The sequence below is a fragment of the Streptomyces sp. GbtcB6 genome (assembly GCF_019091475.1).
GTDB classification, from domain to species: Bacteria; Actinomycetota; Actinomycetes; order Streptomycetales; family Streptomycetaceae; genus Streptomyces; species Streptomyces hyaluromycini.
In genome coordinates this window covers 1-17,866 of sequence record NZ_JAGXJL010000023.1, presented here as the reverse complement: position 1 = coordinate 17,866, position 17,866 = coordinate 1, and the positions used below count along the sequence as shown (strand labels likewise).

Here is a 17,866-nt window from a genome sequence, read left to right as displayed (position 1 = left end):
CATCACCATGCCTCAGCCCGCCAAGCGGTCCCGCATCACCATCGGCGACACGACGATCACCTACCTCCCCGACGGTTTCGGCGCCCACAACCCCGACACCCTGTTCCCCGGCGTGGACTGGACGACGCACCCGGGCCACCTGGAGGACGGGCAGCTCATCCTCACCTTCGGATCGTTCCTGATCCAGGCCGGGGACCGGAAGATCCTCGTGGACCTGGCCGCCGGGAAGATCGACGTGGACGTCCCCGGCATCGCCCGTCTCGAAGGCGGCGAGCTGCTCCGGAACCTCGCCGCCGAAGGACTGTCCGCCGGCGACATCGACACGGTCGTCTACACCCACCTGCACCTCGACCACGTCGGCTGGACCAGCGACGTCGCGCCGCTCCCCGGCGCCCCGGCGACGGCCGCGCCCACCGGGCTCACCTTCGCCGGGGCCCGCCACCTCATGTCCGAGGCCGAGTGGCAGTACTGGACGACCAGGGAGGCCACGCTGGGCGGACCGGACCCCGATGCGGTGCTCAAGCCGCTCCGGGGTGTCGTCGAGTTCGTCGGCAGCGGCGACCTGCTCGCGCCCGGGGTCACCGTCGAGGCCACCGCCGGACACACCCCCGGCCACCTGGCGGTCGTCGTACGGGACCCGTCGGGCCGCGGCACCGAGGAGGTCTGGATCGTCGGCGACGTCCTGCACTCCCCCGCCCAGATCGCGGACCCCGATCTGGCCTTCGCCTCCGACGTCGCCCCCGACCAGGCCCGGGAGGTCCGCGACCGGCTGCTCGGGCGGCCGGACACGGTCATCGCGGCCGGGCACCTCACGGACGACGTGTTCGGCCGTGTCACCCGGGCCGGAGGCACGCGCATCTGGACCCCCGTCGGCGACTCGCCGGCTTCCTCCCGGTGATCCGGCCGGGGCGAGTCCCGGCCACACCCCCCACCCATCGACAGGAGACACCCCTCATGTCCGTACCCCAGACCCCCGGCACCTTCGGTGCCACCACCACCGCCGCCGAGGTCGTCGACGGCGTCGAGCTGCACGGCCGCCGGGCCGTGGTGACCGGAGCCAGCTCCGGAATCGGCGTGGAGACGGCCCGCGCGCTCGCCTCGGCCGGCGCCGACGTCACCCTGGCCGTGCGCAACACCGCGGCGGGTGACCGCGTGGTCGCTCGCCTGGAGGCCGAACTTCCGCCCGGCTCGGGCAAGTTGACCGTGGGACTGCTGGACCTGGCCGACCGGTCGACGGTCGCGGCCTTCGCGGCCGACTGGCAGGGCCCGCTGCACATCCTGGTCAACAACGCCGGTGTGATGGCCCCGCAGGAGATCACCCGCACCCCCGACGGCCGCGAGCAGCAGTTCGGCGTCAACCACCTGGGCCACTTCGCCCTCACCACCGGCCTCCACCGGGCCCTGGCGGCGGCCGACGGCGCCCGGATCGTCTCGGTCAGCTCCACCGGCCACCTCTTCTCCCCCGTCGTCTTCGACGACCTGGACTACCGGTTCCGCCCCTACGACCCGTGGACCTCCTACGGCCAGTCGAAGACCGCCAACATCCTGTTCGCGGTCGCCGCAGCGGAACGCTGGGCCGACGACGGCATCACGGCGAACGCCCTGATGCCGGGCAACATCGCGGACACCAACCTGGCCCGGCACATGGACATGCAGGAGATCGCCGACTTCGTCGCCTCGGGCGCCATCGCGCTGCCGCCGCAGAAGACCGTGGAGCAGGGCGCCGCGACCTCGGTGCTGCTGGCCGGATCGCCGACGGTGGCGGGCGTCAGCGGCCGCTACTTCGAGGACTGCGCGGAGGCGAAGCCCGTCACCGAGCGCGGCACCAACGTCGGCGGGGCCGCCCCGTACGCCCTGGACCGGGACAACGCGGCCCGGCTGTGGCGTGTGTCCGAGGCGCTGATCGGCTAGGGCCCGAAGGCGCCGGCCGGCCGGGTCACAGGGCGCGGTACATGATGTGCAGGCCGACCGGGCCGTGTTTCGGGTGGTCGAAGGCGCGTGGGACCGTGCCGAGGATCGTGAAGCCGAGAGAGGTCCACAGGGCCACGGCGGGGTTGGTCTCGACGACGGCGTTGAAGACCATCGCCCGGTAGCCGTGCGCCCGGGCCTCGGCGATCACGTGCTCGGCGAGCGCGCGCCCGATGCCCCGGCCGCCCCGGTCGGGGTCGACCATGAAGCCTGCGTTGGCGACACCTGCGGCGGGCCCCCCGTAGTTGGGGGTCAGGTAGGCGGAGCCGACGACGGCTCCGGTGGGGTCCTCGGCGACGTAGACACGTTTCGCCGGGCTCATCCACAGGGCGCGGGCCGCCTCCTGAGAGGTGTCGGGGTCCCAGCCGTAGGTGTCGGCGGCGGCGACGATCCGGTGCCAGAAGGGCCAGATCTGCGGCCAGTCGGCCGCGGTGGCTTCTCTGATCAGCATGGGCGTGAGTCTCGCACGCCCATGCGCGTCGGCGATCGCGACGGGACTGACCGGCCGGTCAGTCCACACTCGGCAGGATGTGGGGCTCGGCGAGGTCCTCCTCGTAGCCCGCGAGGCGGATCGGGGCGGACCGTGCCCACACGTCGAGGCTGCCGAGCTGTCCGGGCCGGGTGCCCGCGCGCTCCGTGCGTTCCTTGGGGCGCTGCTCGCGATTCGTCTTCTCAGGTGTCACCGCGCACTCCTTATGTGTCGGTCACCCTCGGGGCGTACCGGACGGTCTGCGTTCCGGTGCCGGGCGCCCGCTCGGGTCTGGATGGAAGGCCAGTTCGGACGCGGTGGCGCCGGTGATTCTCAGGAGAGCAGGCCGTTGTCGACCGGCTTGCCCCGGGACGGACCGTGGGTGTGGGTGGGACCCCTAGTTGCTGTCCGTCCTCTATAGATTAACCAAATGAGCAGGGGTCCGCTCGATAGGGAGTGCAAACAAGGTGTAACTATCGCGAGTCGTTGCGCACTTCGACGACCCGGAAATGCACCCGTTCGTAACATGATGCCCTGTTTACGAACCACTCGCTCGGCCTATTCATACGAACACGCCTTCGATCACGTAGACCCCCGCTCCCTTCACAGGCTGTGCAGTTCAGGTTGCGTTGGCCGGGTCGAAAACTCGACATGATCCGATGGCGCAGGACAACGGCTGTCTCGCGGAAGGACTGACGCATGGAGCTGCGCAGCGTCGAGGAGCTGATGGATCTGCTGTACGCCTGCCGGCACCAACGCGCGCTGCGCACCGCGGCCCTGCTGCGCCGCGGCCGCCCCGCCGACAAGGAACTCCAGGTGGCAGGCCTGGTGCACGGCGTCGAGGAACTGCTCGGCCCCGCCGACGGCGCCGCACACGCGGTACGCCACCTGCTCGGGGAACGCGTCTACCACCTCGTCCGCGGGGACGGCGCCGCCACCGACGACGATGTGCTGCGACTACGCCAGGCCGACGAGGAGAGCCGCACCGCGGGCTTCGACGCGGGCGTCCTGGAGGACTGGCGGACCGTCCTGGAACTGGTCGCCGCCCGCAACTCCCGCCTGGGGGCTGTCGACTGACGTTCCGTCATGAGACGGTACGGCGATGACGTCATCGCACGGGCCGTCGTACGGGCTCAGGGGCCGGGCGGCCGTGGTCACCGGCGGCACCCGCGGGATCGGGCGCGCGGTCGCCGAGGCGCTCGCGGCGGCCGGAGCGCTGGTGTGCGTGAGCGCGCGGGACGCGGACGAGGTACGGCGCACGGCCACGGAGCTGGGCGGGGTCGGCCTGGCCGGCAGCGTCGCCGAGCCGGAGCACGCCCGGGAGCTGACCCGGCTGGCGCTGACCGAGTTCGGTCGGCTGGACGTCCTCGTCAACAACGCGGCGACCAACCGCCCGTACGGCCCGCTCATGGACGCCGACCTGGGCCTGTGGCGGGAGGCGTTCACGGTCAACGTGGAGGCACCGCTGCGGCTGACGCAGTGCGCGTGGCGCGGCTGGATGCGGGAGCACGGCGGCTCGGTGATCAACATCTGCACGGAGGGCGCGGCGCACGTCGGCCCCCACGTGGGTGCGTACGGCACCAGCAAGGCCGCACTCCTGCACCTGACCCAGCAGCTGGCGGGTGAACTGGCACCCCGGGTGCGGGTGAACTCGGTCTCACCGGGCCTGGTGCGCACGGAGATGGCCCGCTTCATGTGGGAACCACGGGAACAGGAGATCGCCGACGGCCTGCCGCTGGGGCGGATCGGAGAGCCGGAGGACGTGGCGGGGGCGGTGCTGTGGCTGGCCTCGGACGCCGCGAGGTGGGTGACTGGAGCAGACGTGCTGGTGGACGGCGGTACGAGGGTGAGAGCGGCGCGTATCCATGGCTGAAGGGGCGCGGGGCTGTTCCGATCTGCGGCTGCCGCCGCGCGGGCGCGACCAGCCCCCACGCACCCGCACGGCCAAGCAGGGCTCACCACTTGCCGGGCGCGTAGTCCTTCAGGAAGACCCCGTACACGTCCTCGCCCTGCTCGCCGAGGACGATCGGGTCGTAGACGCGGGCCGCGCCGTCGATCAGGTCGAGGGGGGCGTGGAAGCCCTCCTCGGCCAGCCGCAGCTTGTCGAAGTGAGGCCGCTCGTCGGTGATCCATCCCGTGTCGACGGAGGTCATGAGGATGCCGTCGGTCTGGAACATCTCCGCCGCGCTGGTCCGCGTGACCATGTTCATGGCCGCCTTGGCCGCGTTGGTGTTGGGGTGCCCGGCGCCCTTGTAGCCGCGGCCGAAGACGCCCTCCATCGCTGAGACGTTGACCACGTAGGACCGGCCGCGCGCCGCCTTCTTCGCGGCCCCGGCCATGGCCGGCCGGAGCGCGCTGATCAGGATGAACGGCGACGTGTAGTTGCAGAGCTGGGTCTCCAGGAGCTCCACCGGGGAGATCTGGTCGATGGTCTGCACCCAGGTGTTGGTGTCGACGACGTCCGGGACGAGGCCGCCCGCGTCGATGGCGGTGCCGTCGAGGTGCCGGGCCACGCTGGCGTTGCCCGCGACCAGGGCGAGGTCGGCGACCTTCTGGGCGTCGAGGCCGCTCATGCCGAGGGGCAGCGCGGCGATGCCGTCGACGGCTCCGGAGTTGAAGGCGCCGATGACGTGGTGGGCGGGGAGCTCGCCGGCGGGCAGCGGGGCGCTCTCGCCCTCGACCAGGGCCGCGTAGGCGGAGGGCAGCCGGCGGACGGTCTGGGTCGCGTTGTTGATCAGGATGTCGAGCGGGCCGGCCTCGGCGACCTGCTCCGCCAGGGCGACGGCCTGCGCCGGGTCGCGCAGGTCGATGCCGACGACCTCCAGCCGGTGCAGCCAGTCCGCGGAGTCCTCCATCGCCTTGAAGCGGCGGATGGCGTCCTTCGGGAAGCGTGTGGTGATGGTCGTGTGGGCGCCGTCGCGCAGCAGCCGCAGCGCGATGTACATGCCGATCTTGGCGCGGCCGCCGGTGAGCAGGGCGCGCTTGCCGGTCAGGTCGGCGCGGGCGTCGCGCTTGGCACGGTTCAGCTCGGCGCAGTCCGGACAGAGCTGGTGGTAGAAGTAGTCGACCTCGACATAGCGGGTCTTGCAGGTGTAGCAGGAGCGCGGTCGCTGGAGTATCCCCGCGACCCTGCCCTCCTCGGTCCGGGACGAGGGCAGCAGGCCCTCGGTCTCGTCGTCGATGCGCTCGGCGGAGCCGGTCGCGGTGGCCTCGGTGACCGCCTTGTCGTGGGCGGTCTTGGCGGCCCGGCGCTCCTGGCGGCGGCGCTGCTTGACCGTGCGGTAGATGCCGGCCGTGGCCCGGCGCACCGTGATGGCGTCCGGGTGGTCGACCTCCAGCTCGTCCAGTTCCTCGAGCACGCTGAGGCAGACGGCGAGCCGCTCGGGGTCGATGCCGGGGCCGTGGACGACGGCCTCCACCGCGTCCTCGGCCGTCGTGCCGTCCTGTGTCACCGTCATCGCGCTGCCGCTTCCCTGGTCCACCAGCGGCGCTCCGACTCGCGCCCGCTTTCGAACCGGGAATTTTACGGAGCGCCGGGCAATACCTCCAAACCCGACCGGATCATGGATCGCAGACCGCGATCAGCGAGTCCACCTCGTCGGTGACCGCGCGGGCCAGCACGTCGAGGTCGGGGACGGCGCTCGCGTCGGCGACCAGGCCGTAGTGGACGTGGTTGCGGTAGGTGGAGATGGCGACCGCCAGGGACTGGCCGGGAGCGAGCGGGGCCAGCGGGTAGACGGCGGTGAGCGGGTGACCGCCGAGGCGCAGGCCGACGCCGGGCAGCGGCACGCTGGTGACCAGGATGTCGAACCAGAGCCGGGCGGCCTGGCCGACGAGCGGCCCGCCGAGCCGGTGCCCGAGCGCGGGCACGTGGTCGGCCAGCAGGGCGACGGCACCGGCGCCCCGGTTGGGCCCGGCGTCCTTGTTTCGGACCATCGCCTGGCGGACGCGGTCGAGGCGGGCGATCGGGTCGGGGTTGTCGACCGGGAGCCGCATCAGGTACCCGGAGAGCCGGTTGCCCTGTGGGGCCGCGGTGCGCGGGCGGCGCTTGGAGACGGGGATCAGGGCGCGCGGGGCGACGCCCTCGGTGCCGTCGCCGCGCTCGTCCAGCCAGCGGCGCAGGGCACCGGCGACGACGGCGATCAGGACGTCGTTGACGGTGCCGCCGACGGCCTTGCGGACCCGGTGCACGTCGTCGATGTCGAGGTCGACCCCGGCGATGCTCCTGGTGCCGGTGGGCTCGGACGTCAGTGCGGCCGAGGAGCTCACCCCGAGGGCGGACAGGGCGACGGAGGCGCCGATGTCGAGGGCGCGGCCCACGTCCGAGAGGGCGCCGCGCACCAGCTCGGGCAGCCTGCGCACGTCGGGCAGCGCCAGCATCGGGCGCGGCGGTTCGATCGAGCGTGGGGCGCGCACGGGCAGGTCGAGCGGGTCCATGACGCCGGCGGCCAGCTTGAGGGCGCGCAGCCCGTCGGCGAGGGCGTGGTGGAACTTGAACAGCACCGCGAAGGACACCCCGTCCTCGCCGGGCAGCACATGCGCCTCCCACGGCGGCCGGCCGCGCTCCAGCGGACGCTCCATCAGCCGGCCCGCCACGGCCTGGAAGTCCGAGGTCGGGGCGTGCAGCCGGACGTGGTTCAGGGGGTCGAAGTCCGGGTCGGTCTCGCGGGCGGCGCCGCCGAACGCGAGCGGCTGCCAGACGTCGCGGATCCGCATGCGCAGTCCGGGCACGGCGGCGGCCCGGGCCGCGAGCAGGTCGGCGGCGTGTGCTCCGGCGGTCGGCGAGTGCGCCGAGAACACGCCGAGCGCACCGAGGTGCATCGGGTGCTGGTCGGACTCTATGTTCCAGAACGCCAGGTCGAGAGGAGCGAGCAGGTCAGCAGTCTCAGTCTTCAAAGGGGGTGCCTCGCGTCGACGGAGGGTGGATCAGCAGTCAAACGCCGACTCATGATTACGGTCAAGTACGATCACGCTACGCTCAGTTAACAGCAGATTAAGTCCCGCCCCCTCCGAAAGAGGCGGGACTCATGGGACACCTGAGGTCACTTCAGGGCCGGTGGCCCCGCCACGGGTGACGTACCCCACTCTGACGGGCGCGAGCCGACCGTGAACGCCAGCGACCGCAGGGAGCGCAGCGCACCGGTCGTCAGATAGGTACGGCCGTACTCCGATCCGTCGGTCCGGGCCGACTGTACGTAACGGTCGGCGGCCGAGGTGCCCGGCGCGGTCACCGTGAACCCGCCGCTCGGCCAGAAACGGCGGTCGAGGCGGACGTCGGCCCGGTCGAAGACGGGCGTGGACAGACCCCAGGTGCCGTAGCCGGGCTGCACCGGGAAGAGGCCGAGGGACGACAGGACGTTCCAGGCGGACATGGTGCCGAGGTCGTCGTTGCCGGTCATCCCGGTCGGTCCGTCGGTGAAGAGGGTCAGCGCCGCGTGCACCACGTCGGTGGTCTTCCAGGGCTGGCCGGTGGAGAGGTAGGTGTACGGGGCGGTCAGGTCGGGCTCGTTCATGGGGTTGTAGACGGCCGCGTTGTAGTAGGCGTACGCGTTGCCGTGCACCCACACCTCGCGCGCGGTCTTCGCGGGGTCGGCGAGCAGCCTGTCGTAGGCGAAGAAGGAGTCGAGCCGCGCGTTGGCGGCGCGCTCGCCGCCGATCAGGGAGATCACGCCGGGCAGGTCCTGCGGGACGAGCCACTGGTACTGCCAGGCGGTGCCCTCGTGGAAGCCGATGCCGCGGGCCGGGTCGGGGTCTCCGGTGAAGGCGCCGGAGGCGTCGCGGGCGCGGAAGAAGCCGGTGGCGGGGTCGAAGATGTTGCGGTAGTTCTGTGCCCGGGTGGCATAGCGGGCCGCGTCCGCGCCGTGTCCGAGGTCCCGGGCCATCTGCCCGAGCATCGCGTCGGACAGCGCGTACTCCAGGGTGACGGAGGCGCCGTGGTCGTAGTCGGAGTCGCCCACCTTGGTGTGCGGGCGGCCCTTGAGGTACGGCGCGAAACCGTCGGCGAGGTACTCGGCGTTGGCCTCGCGGCCGACCCCGGCGTTGGCGGCCGGCGGCACACCGTCGGCGTTCTTCTTCAGCGCCCGGTAGGCCCGCTCCTCGTACCCCTTGAGCAGGCCCATCTGGTAGGCGGTGGTGAGGAACGGGGTGACCGGGTCGCCGGTCATGATGTTCGTCTCGACCGTGCCGTAGCCCCACTTGGGCAGCCAGCCGCCCTCCTCGTCGATCTTCAGCACCGACAGGGCCATGTCCCGGGCCTCGCGCGGGGCGAGCAGGGCGAGCGCCTGGGCCTGGGTGCGGTAGGTGTCCCAGAGGGACCAGTTCTGGTAGTAGGTGAACCCCTGCGCGCGGTGGATCCGGCGGTCCCAGCCGGCGTAGCGGCCGTCGGCGTCACCGCCGACGTTGGGCGCGAGGAAGGTGCGGTACAGGGACGAGTAGAAGGTGCGGCGCAGGGTCGGGGAGCCGCCCTGGACGCGGATGCCGGCCAGCCGCCGCTCCCAGGCGTCCCGGGCCTGCCGCCGTACCGTGTCGAACGAACGTCCGCCCTCGGCGCGCAGATTGACCTCGGCGCCCTGCGCGTCGACGTACGACAGGGCGGTGGTCGCCTCGACCGTACGGTCCCGGGTGGTGTCGAAGCGGACGTAGGCGCCGTCGGCTCCGGTGCGGGAACCGGGGGTGACCGCAGTGCCGTTCCAGGTGCCGTACGCGGTGAAGGGGCGGCTGAAGCGGGTGACCGTGTAGACGGTGTAGGGGGCGGTGTCGCGGCAGAAGCCGTGGCCGGTGATCCGGGTGCGCACGGTGTGGTCGTCGAGGATCTCGACGTCGCTGCTGACCGGCTTGTGCAGCGCCTGGTGCGCGTTGAGCAGGACGTTCGCCCGGTCGGTGGCCGGGAAGGTGTAGCGCTGGACGCCGGTGCGGGCGGTCGCGGTCAGCTCGGCCGTCACGCCCGAGTCGAGGCCGACGCGGTAGTAGCCGGGGCTGGCCGCCTCGTCGGCGTGCCGGAACCCGGCGGCGTACTCGGCGTAGTCCGTCCGCGTGACGTCCCCGGTGGTGGGCAGCACGGGCAGGTCGCCGCCGATGGCACAGCCGACGCCGGAGAGGTGGATCAGGGAGAAGCCGCGGATCCGGTGCTGGGAGTAGTCGTAGCCGGTGCTGTGCCCGGTGTCCGGGGAGAGCTGCACCATGCCGAAGGGCACGGCCGCGCCGGGGAACGTGTTGCCCTCGTCCTGGCTGCCGATGAAGGGGTTCACCAGGTCGGCGAGGTGGCCGTCGGCCGGTTCGGCGGCCCCTGCGGCGGGTGCGGTGAGCAGCGCGGACGCTGTCAGCACCCCGGCGAGGCACAGCCGCGTGCGCCGGGTCCCTCTCATGTCGGATGACCTCCGAAGCTCGACATTGCTGTCTGCATCGTGAGGGGAGCGACCCAAAAAGTCCGGCAAATGAGGGTTTTTCACTCGTAGCGCGTCGCGCCCGAGTTGGCACGCACACGACTTGGGCCCGGCGCGGAAACGGCGCCGGGCCCATGGTGAACGGGGGCTAGGAGACCAGCTGTCCCTTCCCGAGGGCGATGATTCCGTTCTTGGACACGGTGTACAGCTCGGCGTCGCGGTCGGGGTTGACGCCTATCGTCGCGCCGGGCGGGACCTCGACGTTCTTGTCCAGGACCGCGCCGCGCACCACCGCGCCGCGGCCCACGATGACGTTGTCGTGCAGCACCGATCCCTGGACCACCGCGCCCGGGTCGACCCGCACGCCCGGTGACAGCACGGACCGGGTGACCTGGCCCCGGATCAGGCAGCCGGCGCTGATGATGGACTCGCTCGCCATGCCGCCCGCGTTGAAGCGGGCCGGGGAAAGCTGGTACGAGTGCGTGTAGATGGGCCAGCTGCGGTTGAAGAGGTTGAATGCGGGCCGCTCGGCGATCAGGTCCATGTGGGCGTCGTAGTACGCGTCGAGGGTCCCGACGTCCCGCCAGTAGCCGCGGTCGCGGCTGGTCTCGCCGGGCACGTGGTTGGTGCCGAAGTCGTAGAGCTGGGCCTCGCCGCGGGCGGTGAGCTGGGGCAGTATCGAGCCGCCCATGTCGTGCACGGAGTCGTCGTCCTCGGCGTCCCGCTGCAGGGACTCGACCAGGGCTTTGGTGGTGAAGATGTAGTTGCCCATGGAGGCGAAGACGGTGTCCGGGGCGTCCGGCAGCCCTGGCGGGTCGGCCGGCTTCTCCAGGAAGGTCTCTATCGTCTGCCCGTCCGAGCCCGGGGTGATCACACCGAACGCCGAGGACTCCGCGCGCGGGATGCGGATGCCCGCGACCGTGACTCCGGCGCCGCCCTCGATGTGCTGCTGGAGCATCTGCCGCGGGTCCATGCGGTAGACGTGGTCGGCGCCGAACACCGCGACGTAGTCGGGCTGTTCGTCGTGGACGAGGTTGAGCGACTGCAGAAGGGCGTCGGCACTGCCCAGGTACCAGCGCGGGCCGAGCCGCTGCTGCGCCGGGACCGGGGTGATGTAGTTGCCGAGCAGGCTGGACATCCGCCAGGTGGTGGTGATGTGCCGGTCCAGCGAGTGCGACTTGTACTGCGTCAGCACGCAGATGCGCAGCACGTCCGCGTTGACGAGGTTGGACAGAACGAAGTCGACCAGGCGGTAGGTACCGCCGAAGGTGACAGCTGGTTTCGCTCGGTCGGCGGTCAGCGGCATCAGGCGTTTGCCCTCTCCGCCGGCGAGCACGATCCCGAGTACCGAAGGTCCACCACGACGCATGGCCGCTCCCCTCACCCTGGTGCTCCATGCTTGCCCTGGGAGCACATCCGCTAAGCCTGCACCGGGATCGCGTCGAACAGGCGGCCTGTTCGTTACGCCTGTCGTTACGCCTGTTTGATGATCTCCTCGTAGAGCCGGACCGTGCGCCGGGCCACCGCGTCCCAGCCGAACTCCCCCACGGCCCGCTCCCGTCCGGCCTCGCCCATCCGCCGGGCCGTCTCCCGGTCGCCGACGACGGCGTCCAGCGCCCGCGCCAGACCCCCCTCGAAGTCGTCGTCCAGGTCGACCAGCAGGCCCGTCTTGCCGTCCTCGACGACCTCGGGGATACCGCCGACCCGGGACGCCACCACGGGCGTGCCGCAGGCCATCGCCTCCAGGTTGACGATGCCGAGCGGTTCGTAGACCGAGGGACAGGCGAACACAGCCGCATGGGTGAGGAGTTGGATGACGTCGGCGCGCGGCAGCATCTGCGGGATCCAGTGCACGCCCTCGCGGACCCGGCTCAGCTCCGCGAACAGCTCCCGGAACTCCCGGTCGATCTCGGGAGTGTCGGGTGCCCCCGCACAGAGCACGACCTGCGCCGCCGGGTCGATGTCCCGTACCGCGCGCAGCAGGTGGGGCACGCCCTTCTGCCGGGTGATACGGCCGACGAACAACACGTACGGGCGGCCGGGGTCGATGCCGATCCGGGCCAGGACGTCGGTGGACCGGTCCGGGCGGTAGAGGACGGTGTCGATGCCGTTGTGCACGACGTGGACCTTCGCCGGGTCCAGGGCGGGGTAGCAGCCGAGGATGTCCTCGCGCATCGCCCCGGACACGGCGATCACGGCGTCGGCGGCCTCGATCGCGCTGCGCTCGGCCCAGCTCGACAGCGCGTAGCCGCCGCCGAGTTGCTCGGCCTTCCAGGGGCGCAGCGGCTCCAGCGAGTGGGCGGTCACCACGTGCGGGACGCCGTACAGCATCTTGGCCACATGGCCGGCGAGGTTGGCGTACCAGGTGTGGGAGTGGACGAGTTCGCGGCCTTCGAGGCCCGCGGCCATCGCCAGGTCGACGGAGAAGGTACGCAGCGCGTCGTTGGCGGTGTCCAGGGCGGACCAGGGGCGGTGCCGGACGACGCCGACCCCGCGGCCCTCGCCCCAGCAGTGCACCTCGAGGTCGACCAGGGGCCGCAACTCACGGGCGAGGAACTCCACATGAACACCCGCGCCGCCGTAGACGTCCGGGGGGTACTCCCGGGTCAGCAGTCCGACTCGCACCCGCAACCCCTCGCTCTCCACGGCCGGTTGTTCCATGGTCACCCAGATGCGGCGCGCGGGGAAGAGCGCGGTGGTTGTGTGAAACAACAGTCACCGCAGACCCCGCCGCCCGGTACCCGGTAGTAGAGACAGCAGCTGCGGCGCCGGAAGGCCAGGCCGCTGCGGGTGCCGGTGGCGCTCAGCAGGGGGTGCGCGAAGAGGGCGTCGGTGAGGGAGCGGTTCCGGGCGGCCACATCCGCACGGTTGTTCGCACGCGCCCAGCGGTCCAGTTCCCGTGCGGCACCGGCCAGCGCGGAGCCGGCGTTGCCCCACAGCAGGCCGGCGGCGAGACCGTAACGGGCCCGCAGGGCCTCCCCTAGGGGTTCGAGATGGCCGTGTACGACGGCATGTACGACGGTGTCGGCGAGTGCGGCCGGGTCGGCGCCGCCGGGACGGGCGCACACCTCGGTGAGCCAGAGGTCGTCGGGGGCGGTGGCAGCGGCGTCCCAGCGGAGCAGGCCCGGGGCGAGGTCGGGGAGGCGGCCGTAGCGGACGGCGCAGCCGAGGGCGACGGACCAGAGCCGGGCGGCCAGCGCCTGGTGGGCGATGGAGGCGGCGACCCGGGGCTCGGCGATGCCCAGACGCCCCGAAACGGCATCAACGCGGAAAGTCAGGGCATTTTCGTAAACATCCGATGTAAGTCTTTTATAGGCCTTTGCAAGAGTCGCCGACTCGTCGACTCTCGCCGCACCGGGGTCTCCGACCGCCGATCGGACCGTCCGCAGGACGAAGAAGCCGCCGAGCTCCCGAAGCGCGGCGAGATCGGGGTCCAGGTTCACGAACAGGTCCACGAACAGCAGTAGTACCAGGGTTGCAGGGATCCCCGCGCACGCCGCCTCCACCCGGCGGCCCCCACCCTGGGGATGATCAGGATCCCTTCGTACTCCATCGGTAGTAGGACCCATTGGGTGCTCAGGTACGACGACGGGAAGCAGACGGACCGGCAGAGTGTTGCTCATGGAAGCCGACCGATCACCGCGTGGGACCACACGGTCCCGCCTGACGCAGAGGAGCCGAGTATGAGTGCCCTCGCGTTGTCCGTGATGCTTTCCTTCGTCTCCGCCGTCGCCTACGCCGGCGGAGCGATCGTGCAGGAGCAGGTAGCGGTCTCCTCCCCCGACGAGCAGTACGCGCCGCTGCGCCGCCCGAGCTGGTGGGGGGCGATGGCCCTCAACGGCCTCGGCGGCCTGCTGCACGTGGTGGCACTGGCCTACGGCCCGCTGAGCCTTGTCCAGCCGCTGGGCGCGCTCACCATCGTGTTCGCGCTGCCCATGGCGGCCCTCTTCGTCGGCCGCAGGGCCGGGACGACGGCCTGGCGGGGCGCGATCATGGCCACCGTCGGTCTGGCCGGTCTGCTCTCCCTGGTCGGTTCCTCCGACTCGCACACCCTTGCCTCCGCCGGCCGGATCGGGGTCGCGGTGGTCACCGGCGCGGCGGTCGTCGCCCTGATGATCGCGGGCCGGGCCGCCCACCGGCACCCGGCGGTGCGCAGCGTGCTGCTCGCCACCGCGTCCGGCATAGCCTTCGGCATGTCCTCGGTGTTCACCAAGGTCGTGGCGATCGACTGGGACGGCGGGATCGCCGCGGCCGACCTGCTCTGGCTGTCCGTGATCGGTGCCTACGCCGTCGCGGGCGTCCTGATCTCCCAGGCCGCCTACCGCGGCGGCGGCCTCGCCGCGCCGCTGGCCACGCTGACCGTGGTCAACCCGGTGCTGGCCGCCGCGGTCGGCATCACGATGTTCGGCGAGACGTTCCGCTACGGCGCGACGGGCACCCTGCTGGCGCTCGGCTGCGGTGTGGTGGCGGCGGGCGGCCTGATCCTGCTGACGACCGAGCGCATCGAGCGCACCCCGCACCCGGACCGGCCGGTGCCGGAGCCCGCGGTGGCCGAGGTGTCGCCCGAGCCGTTGGTCGAGGCGCTGGTGGAACTGGCCGAGGCGGGCCTGGCACAGTCCGGTGCGGCCCAGGGCGGTGTGGCGCGCGGCGGCGCGGCGCAGACGGAGACGGCGATGGCCGGGTCGGCGGCTATCGGAGCGGCGGGAGTCCGTCCGCCGGGCGACGGCGAGGCGCATCCCGCGCCGGGCTCACTGATCGCGATGCCCCAGCAGCGGTCGGGGTCCGCGGCGCCGGACGCGCTCCCGGACGTGCCCGACGTGCTGCTGCCCGCCTCCGACTATGTGCACGGTCCGCTCCTGGGCCGGCGCCGTACGCGGGTCAAATCCTGACGCCGCCGGCCCGGAGATAGGCGACCGGGTCGATGTCCGTGCCGAATCCGGGCCCCGTCCGCACCTCGAAGTGCAGATGCGGGCCCGTGGCGTTTCCGGTGGAGCCCGAGCGGCCTATCCGCTGGCCGGTGGACACGCTCTGCCCGGCCCGCACGGAGATCGCCGACAGATGGGCGTACTGCGTGTACCGGCCGTCGGCGTGCCGGATCACCACCTGGTAGCCGTACGAGCCGCCCCAGCCCGCCGTGACGACCTGCCCGGCCTCGACCGCCTTGACGGAGGTGCCGGTGGGCGCGAGGAAGTCGACGCCGGTGTGGTAGCCCTTCGACCAGTGCGAGCCGGACGCGTGGTAGGGGGTGCCGATCGGGGCGTCGACGGGGGCGACGAGGGAGTGACCGGTGCGGGGGGCGGCCTTCGTCGTCTCGGTCTTGCTCTTGGCTTTGGTTGTGGTCTTGGCCTCGGCCTTGGTGTGAGGCTTGGTCCTGGCGGCCTGGCCCGTGAGGCTCAGCCGCTGTCCCGGCAGGATCAGATCGGGGTCGGAGCCGACCGTCGTACGGTTGGCCGCGTACAGCCGGTGCCAGCCCCCGGCCACGTCGTGGTCCTCGGCGATCCCGGAGAGCGTGTCGCCGCGCACCACGGTGTACATCTCGGCCTGGCCGGCCCGGGACTGCGGCGTGGTCTGCGGCCGTACGTCCCGTACGGAACTCTTCGCAGAGCCCTTCGTGGAGTTCGTCGCGGGGCGGGTGGCGGCGCTCTCGGTGTGCACGTCGGGGGTGTCGCCGCCGCGGGTGAGCCCGGCCCGTACCGAGCAGACCGGCCAGGCGCCCGGCCCCTGGCCGTCGAGAACCTTCTCGGCCACCGCTATCTGCTGGTCCTTGGTGGCGAGGTCGGCGCGCGGCGCGTATCTCGTGCCCCCGTAGGCCTCCCAGGTGGACTGGGTGAACTGGAGCCCGCCGTAGAAGCCGTTGCCGGTGTTGATGCCCCAGTCGCCGCTGGACTCGCAGGCGGCGACCTTGTCCCAGGTGGACACGGAGGCCGCGTCGGCGCTTGCGGCGGCGGCGAGCGGGAGCGCGAGGCCGGCGCCGCCCGCCGTGACGGTCAGCGAGGCGCGGTTGATCCTGTTCGGCTGGTACCGGCGGTGCCGACCGCGTTCGGCCATGTCTGAAGCCCCCCTCGCCACACGCGTCAGGAAGGCCAAAAGTAAGTGTCCCGAACAGGCCATGACAAGACGGCAATCAGCCGCCTCTTGCCCATCGGGGCCCGGCCGTCACGCTCCGAAGGCGTTTCTGAGCGGTCCCGAAGGGACGCGGGACGGATGCACGTTGACGTGCCGTCAGTCCCACGGGCCCGATGGCAGCCGGGGGAAGCGTTTCGCGAGGTTACTGAGCTGTCGGGCCCGTGTCGTCCGTATCTGCAAGTGCGGCCGGTCGAACGGCGAGTCAGGATGGCCTTTGGGCAATACTGGCGGGCATGAGCGGCGGCAGCATCCCTTGCACGTTTTACGGGATCGACTTGATTCTTGAGGAGCAGGCGGTATGAGCACTTCGGCGCAGATCGGCGTCACGGGTCTCGCGGTCATGGGCCGCAACCTCGCCCGGAACTTCGCGCGCAACGGCTACACGGTGGCGTTGCACAACCGCACGGTGTCGAAGACACACGAGCTGGTGGAGAACTTCGGGGACGAGGGCGACTTCATCGCGGCCGAGACCGCCAAGGAGTTCGTGGAGGCGCTGGAGCGGCCGCGCCGGCTGGTCATCATGGTCAAGGCGGGCGGTCCGACGGACGCGGTGATCGAGGAGTTCGCACCGCTCCTGGAGCCCGGCGACATGATCATCGACGGTGGCAACGCGCACTTCGCGGACACCCGGCGCCGCGAGAAGGCGCTGCGCGAGCAGGGCATCCACTTCGTGGGCATGGGTGTGTCCGGCGGTGAGGAGGGCGCGCTGCACGGGCCGAGCATCATGCCGGGCGGGCCGAAGGAGTCGTACGACTCGCTGGGCCCGATGCTGGAGAAGATCTCGGCGAAGGCGGCGGACGGCGCGCCCTGCGTGACGCATGTCGGTCCCGACGGGGCCGGGCACTTCGTGAAGATGGTGCACAACGGCATCGAGTACGCCGACATGCAGCTGATCGGTGAGGCGTACCAGCTGCTGCGGGATGTCGCCGGGTACTCCCCCGCGCAGATCGCGGACATCTTCCGTACGTGGAACACGGGCCGGCTGGACTCGTACCTGATCGAGATCACGGCGGAGGTGCTGGCGCACGTGGACGCCGCGACCGGGAAGCCGTTCGTGGACGTGGTCGTGGACCAGGCCGAGCAGAAGGGCACCGGCCGCTGGACGGTCCAGATCGCGCTCGACCTGGGCGTGCCGGTGTCGGGCATCGCCGAGGCGGTGTTCGCGCGCTCGCTGTCCGGTCACGCCGACCTGCGGGCCGCCTCGCGCGGGCTCGCCGGTCCGAAGCCGACGGCGCTGTCCGAGGCGGAGGCGGCGGCGTTCGCGGACCGGGTGGAGCAGGCGCTGTACGCGTCGAAGATCGTGTCGTACACGCAGGGCTTCCACGAGATCCAGGCGGGCAGCGACGAGTACGACTGGGACATCGACCTCGGGGCGGTGTCCTCGATCTGGCGGGGCGGCTGCATCATCCGGGCGGCGTTCCTCGACCGGATCCGCGCGGCGTACGACACGCGGGCGGACCTGCCGAGCCTGCTGTCGGACGAGACGTTCGCGCGGGAGATCGCGGAGGCGCAGGACGACTGGCGTGAGGTGATCATCGCGGCGACGCGGGAGGGGGTCGCCGTGCCCGGCTTCTCGGCGGCGCTGGCGTACTACGACGCGCTGCGGGCCGAGCGGTTGCCTGCGGCGCTCACGCAGGGGCAGCGGGACTTCTTCGGGGCGCACACGTACCGGAGGGTGGACCGGGAGGGGGCGTTCCACACGATGTGGGGCGGGGACCGCTCGGAGGTCACGGCGTAGGGCTGGCCGTTGCGGGGTGCGGGTGGGCTGCGGATTTCGCGCAGTTCCCCGCGCCCCCGGGGTCGGCTGAGCTCGTGCGTTGGGTGCGGGTGCGTCGTGGGTTTTTGCGCAGTTCCCCGCGCCCCCGGGGTCGGCTGAGCTCGTGCGTTGGGTGCGGGTGCGTCGTGGGTTTTTGCGCAGTTC

General features: G+C 71.7%; 15 protein-coding genes. 6 read left to right on the top strand and 9 right to left on the bottom strand.

Annotated elements, in window-relative coordinates; genetic code table 11:
* The first annotated feature begins 7 nt into the window (after window positions 1-7).
* Together KVT45_RS32540 and KVT45_RS32535 are read left to right on the top strand one after the other, a co-directional pair.
* The gene (locus tag KVT45_RS32540) at window positions 8-898 is read left to right on the top strand and encodes an MBL fold metallo-hydrolase (RefSeq protein WP_217552735.1); all 891 of its coding nucleotides are present in this window, start codon (window positions 8-10) and stop codon (window positions 896-898) included.
* A 56-nt stretch (window positions 899-954) separates the two neighbouring features.
* On the top strand, window positions 955-1,911 hold the full coding sequence (locus KVT45_RS32535; RefSeq protein ID WP_217552734.1) for an SDR family NAD(P)-dependent oxidoreductase: 957 nt from the start codon (window positions 955-957) through the stop codon (window positions 1,909-1,911).
* A 25-nt stretch (window positions 1,912-1,936) separates the two neighbouring features.
* Here KVT45_RS32535 and KVT45_RS32530 read toward each other — a convergent pair whose 3' ends face one another.
* Window positions 1,937-2,419, bottom strand: a complete 483-nt coding sequence (locus KVT45_RS32530) for a GNAT family N-acetyltransferase (protein WP_217552733.1) — start codon at window positions 2,417-2,419, stop codon at window positions 1,937-1,939.
* A gap of 58 nt (window positions 2,420-2,477) precedes the next feature.
* Window positions 2,478-2,651 carry a hypothetical protein gene (locus tag KVT45_RS32525; RefSeq protein WP_107436349.1) on the bottom strand — a complete coding sequence of 58 codons (174 nt, stop codon included), beginning with the start codon at window positions 2,649-2,651 and terminating at the stop codon, window positions 2,478-2,480.
* A 485-nt stretch (window positions 2,652-3,136) separates the two neighbouring features.
* Between KVT45_RS32525 and KVT45_RS32520 the strand changes: the two genes are divergently transcribed.
* Both KVT45_RS32520 and KVT45_RS32515 read left to right on the top strand, forming a co-directional pair.
* Complete coding sequence (locus KVT45_RS32520; protein ID WP_089106037.1) at window positions 3,137-3,514, top strand: hypothetical protein; 378 nt, start codon at window positions 3,137-3,139, stop codon at window positions 3,512-3,514.
* A 25-nt stretch (window positions 3,515-3,539) separates the two neighbouring features.
* Window positions 3,540-4,310: an SDR family oxidoreductase gene (locus tag KVT45_RS32515; RefSeq protein ID WP_217552732.1), complete on the top strand. Its 771-nt coding sequence runs from the start codon at window positions 3,540-3,542 to the stop codon at window positions 4,308-4,310.
* An 82-nt stretch (window positions 4,311-4,392) separates the two neighbouring features.
* On the opposite strand, the gene KVT45_RS32510 is transcribed toward KVT45_RS32515, so the two are convergent.
* The 6 genes from KVT45_RS32510 to KVT45_RS32485 all read right to left on the bottom strand — a co-directional run bounded on the left by KVT45_RS32510 (window position 4,393) and on the right by KVT45_RS32485 (window position 13,292).
* Window positions 4,393-5,895, bottom strand: a complete 1,503-nt coding sequence (locus tag KVT45_RS32510; protein ID WP_217552731.1) for an SDR family NAD(P)-dependent oxidoreductase — start codon at window positions 5,893-5,895, stop codon at window positions 4,393-4,395.
* A 103-nt stretch (window positions 5,896-5,998) separates the two neighbouring features.
* Window positions 5,999-7,333: a wax ester/triacylglycerol synthase family O-acyltransferase gene (locus KVT45_RS32505; RefSeq protein WP_217552730.1), complete on the bottom strand. Its 1,335-nt coding sequence runs from the start codon at window positions 7,331-7,333 to the stop codon at window positions 5,999-6,001.
* Between the two features lie 146 nt (window positions 7,334-7,479).
* A complete protein-coding gene (locus KVT45_RS32500) occupies window positions 7,480-9,801 on the bottom strand; it encodes a GH92 family glycosyl hydrolase (RefSeq protein WP_217552729.1) in 2,322 nt (773 codons plus the stop codon).
* A gap of 166 nt (window positions 9,802-9,967) precedes the next feature.
* Entirely contained in the window at window positions 9,968-11,188 is a 1,221-nt protein-coding gene (gene glgC / locus KVT45_RS32495; RefSeq protein ID WP_217552728.1) for a glucose-1-phosphate adenylyltransferase, read from the bottom strand.
* A gap of 104 nt (window positions 11,189-11,292) precedes the next feature.
* A complete protein-coding gene (gene glgA / locus KVT45_RS32490) occupies window positions 11,293-12,444 on the bottom strand; it encodes a glycogen synthase (RefSeq protein WP_217552852.1) in 1,152 nt (383 codons plus the stop codon).
* Window positions 12,445-12,482: 38 nt separating this feature from the next.
* Window positions 12,483-13,292: a (2Fe-2S)-binding protein gene (locus KVT45_RS32485; protein ID WP_254647691.1), complete on the bottom strand. Its 810-nt coding sequence runs from the start codon at window positions 13,290-13,292 to the stop codon at window positions 12,483-12,485.
* Window positions 13,293-13,502: 210 nt separating this feature from the next.
* Between KVT45_RS32485 and KVT45_RS32480 the strand changes: the two genes are divergently transcribed.
* Complete coding sequence (locus tag KVT45_RS32480) at window positions 13,503-14,708, top strand: DMT family transporter (RefSeq protein WP_217552727.1); 1,206 nt, start codon at window positions 13,503-13,505, stop codon at window positions 14,706-14,708.
* Here KVT45_RS32480 and KVT45_RS32475 read toward each other — a convergent pair.
* The gene (locus KVT45_RS32475; RefSeq protein WP_217552726.1) at window positions 14,698-15,867 is read right to left on the bottom strand and encodes a transglycosylase family protein; all 1,170 of its coding nucleotides are present in this window, start codon (window positions 15,865-15,867) and stop codon (window positions 14,698-14,700) included. The two genes, KVT45_RS32480 and KVT45_RS32475, sit on opposite strands and share 11 nt — an antisense overlap.
* Window positions 15,868-16,243: 376 nt before the next feature.
* On the opposite strand from KVT45_RS32475, the gene gndA reads away from it, so the two are divergent.
* Complete coding sequence (gene gndA / locus KVT45_RS32470; protein ID WP_217552725.1) at window positions 16,244-17,683, top strand: NADP-dependent phosphogluconate dehydrogenase; 1,440 nt, start codon at window positions 16,244-16,246, stop codon at window positions 17,681-17,683.
* Window positions 17,684-17,866 lie beyond the last annotated feature (183 nt).

Coding starts and splice junctions, on each gene's coding strand:
- KVT45_RS32535 (WP_217552734.1), top strand. CDS start 955: ATGTCCGTACCCCAGACCCCCGGCACCTTCGGTGCCACCACCACCGCC.
- KVT45_RS32520 (WP_089106037.1), top strand. CDS start 3,137: ATGGAGCTGCGCAGCGTCGAGGAGCTGATGGATCTGCTGTACGCCTGC.
- glgC (WP_217552728.1), bottom strand. CDS start 11,188: ATGCGTCGTGGTGGACCTTCGGTACTCGGGATCGTGCTCGCCGGCGGA.
- KVT45_RS32480 (WP_217552727.1), top strand. CDS start 13,503: ATGAGTGCCCTCGCGTTGTCCGTGATGCTTTCCTTCGTCTCCGCCGTC.
- KVT45_RS32515 (WP_217552732.1), top strand. CDS start 3,540: ATGACGTCATCGCACGGGCCGTCGTACGGGCTCAGGGGCCGGGCGGCC.
- KVT45_RS32475 (WP_217552726.1), bottom strand. CDS start 15,867: ATGGCCGAACGCGGTCGGCACCGCCGGTACCAGCCGAACAGGATCAAC.
- KVT45_RS32530 (WP_217552733.1), bottom strand. CDS start 2,419: ATGCTGATCAGAGAAGCCACCGCGGCCGACTGGCCGCAGATCTGGCCC.
- KVT45_RS32540 (WP_217552735.1), top strand. CDS start 8: ATGCCTCAGCCCGCCAAGCGGTCCCGCATCACCATCGGCGACACGACG.
- KVT45_RS32500 (WP_217552729.1), bottom strand. CDS start 9,801: ATGAGAGGGACCCGGCGCACGCGGCTGTGCCTCGCCGGGGTGCTGACA.
- gndA (WP_217552725.1), top strand. CDS start 16,244: ATGAGCACTTCGGCGCAGATCGGCGTCACGGGTCTCGCGGTCATGGGC.
- KVT45_RS32510 (WP_217552731.1), bottom strand. CDS start 5,895: ATGACGGTGACACAGGACGGCACGACGGCCGAGGACGCGGTGGAGGCC.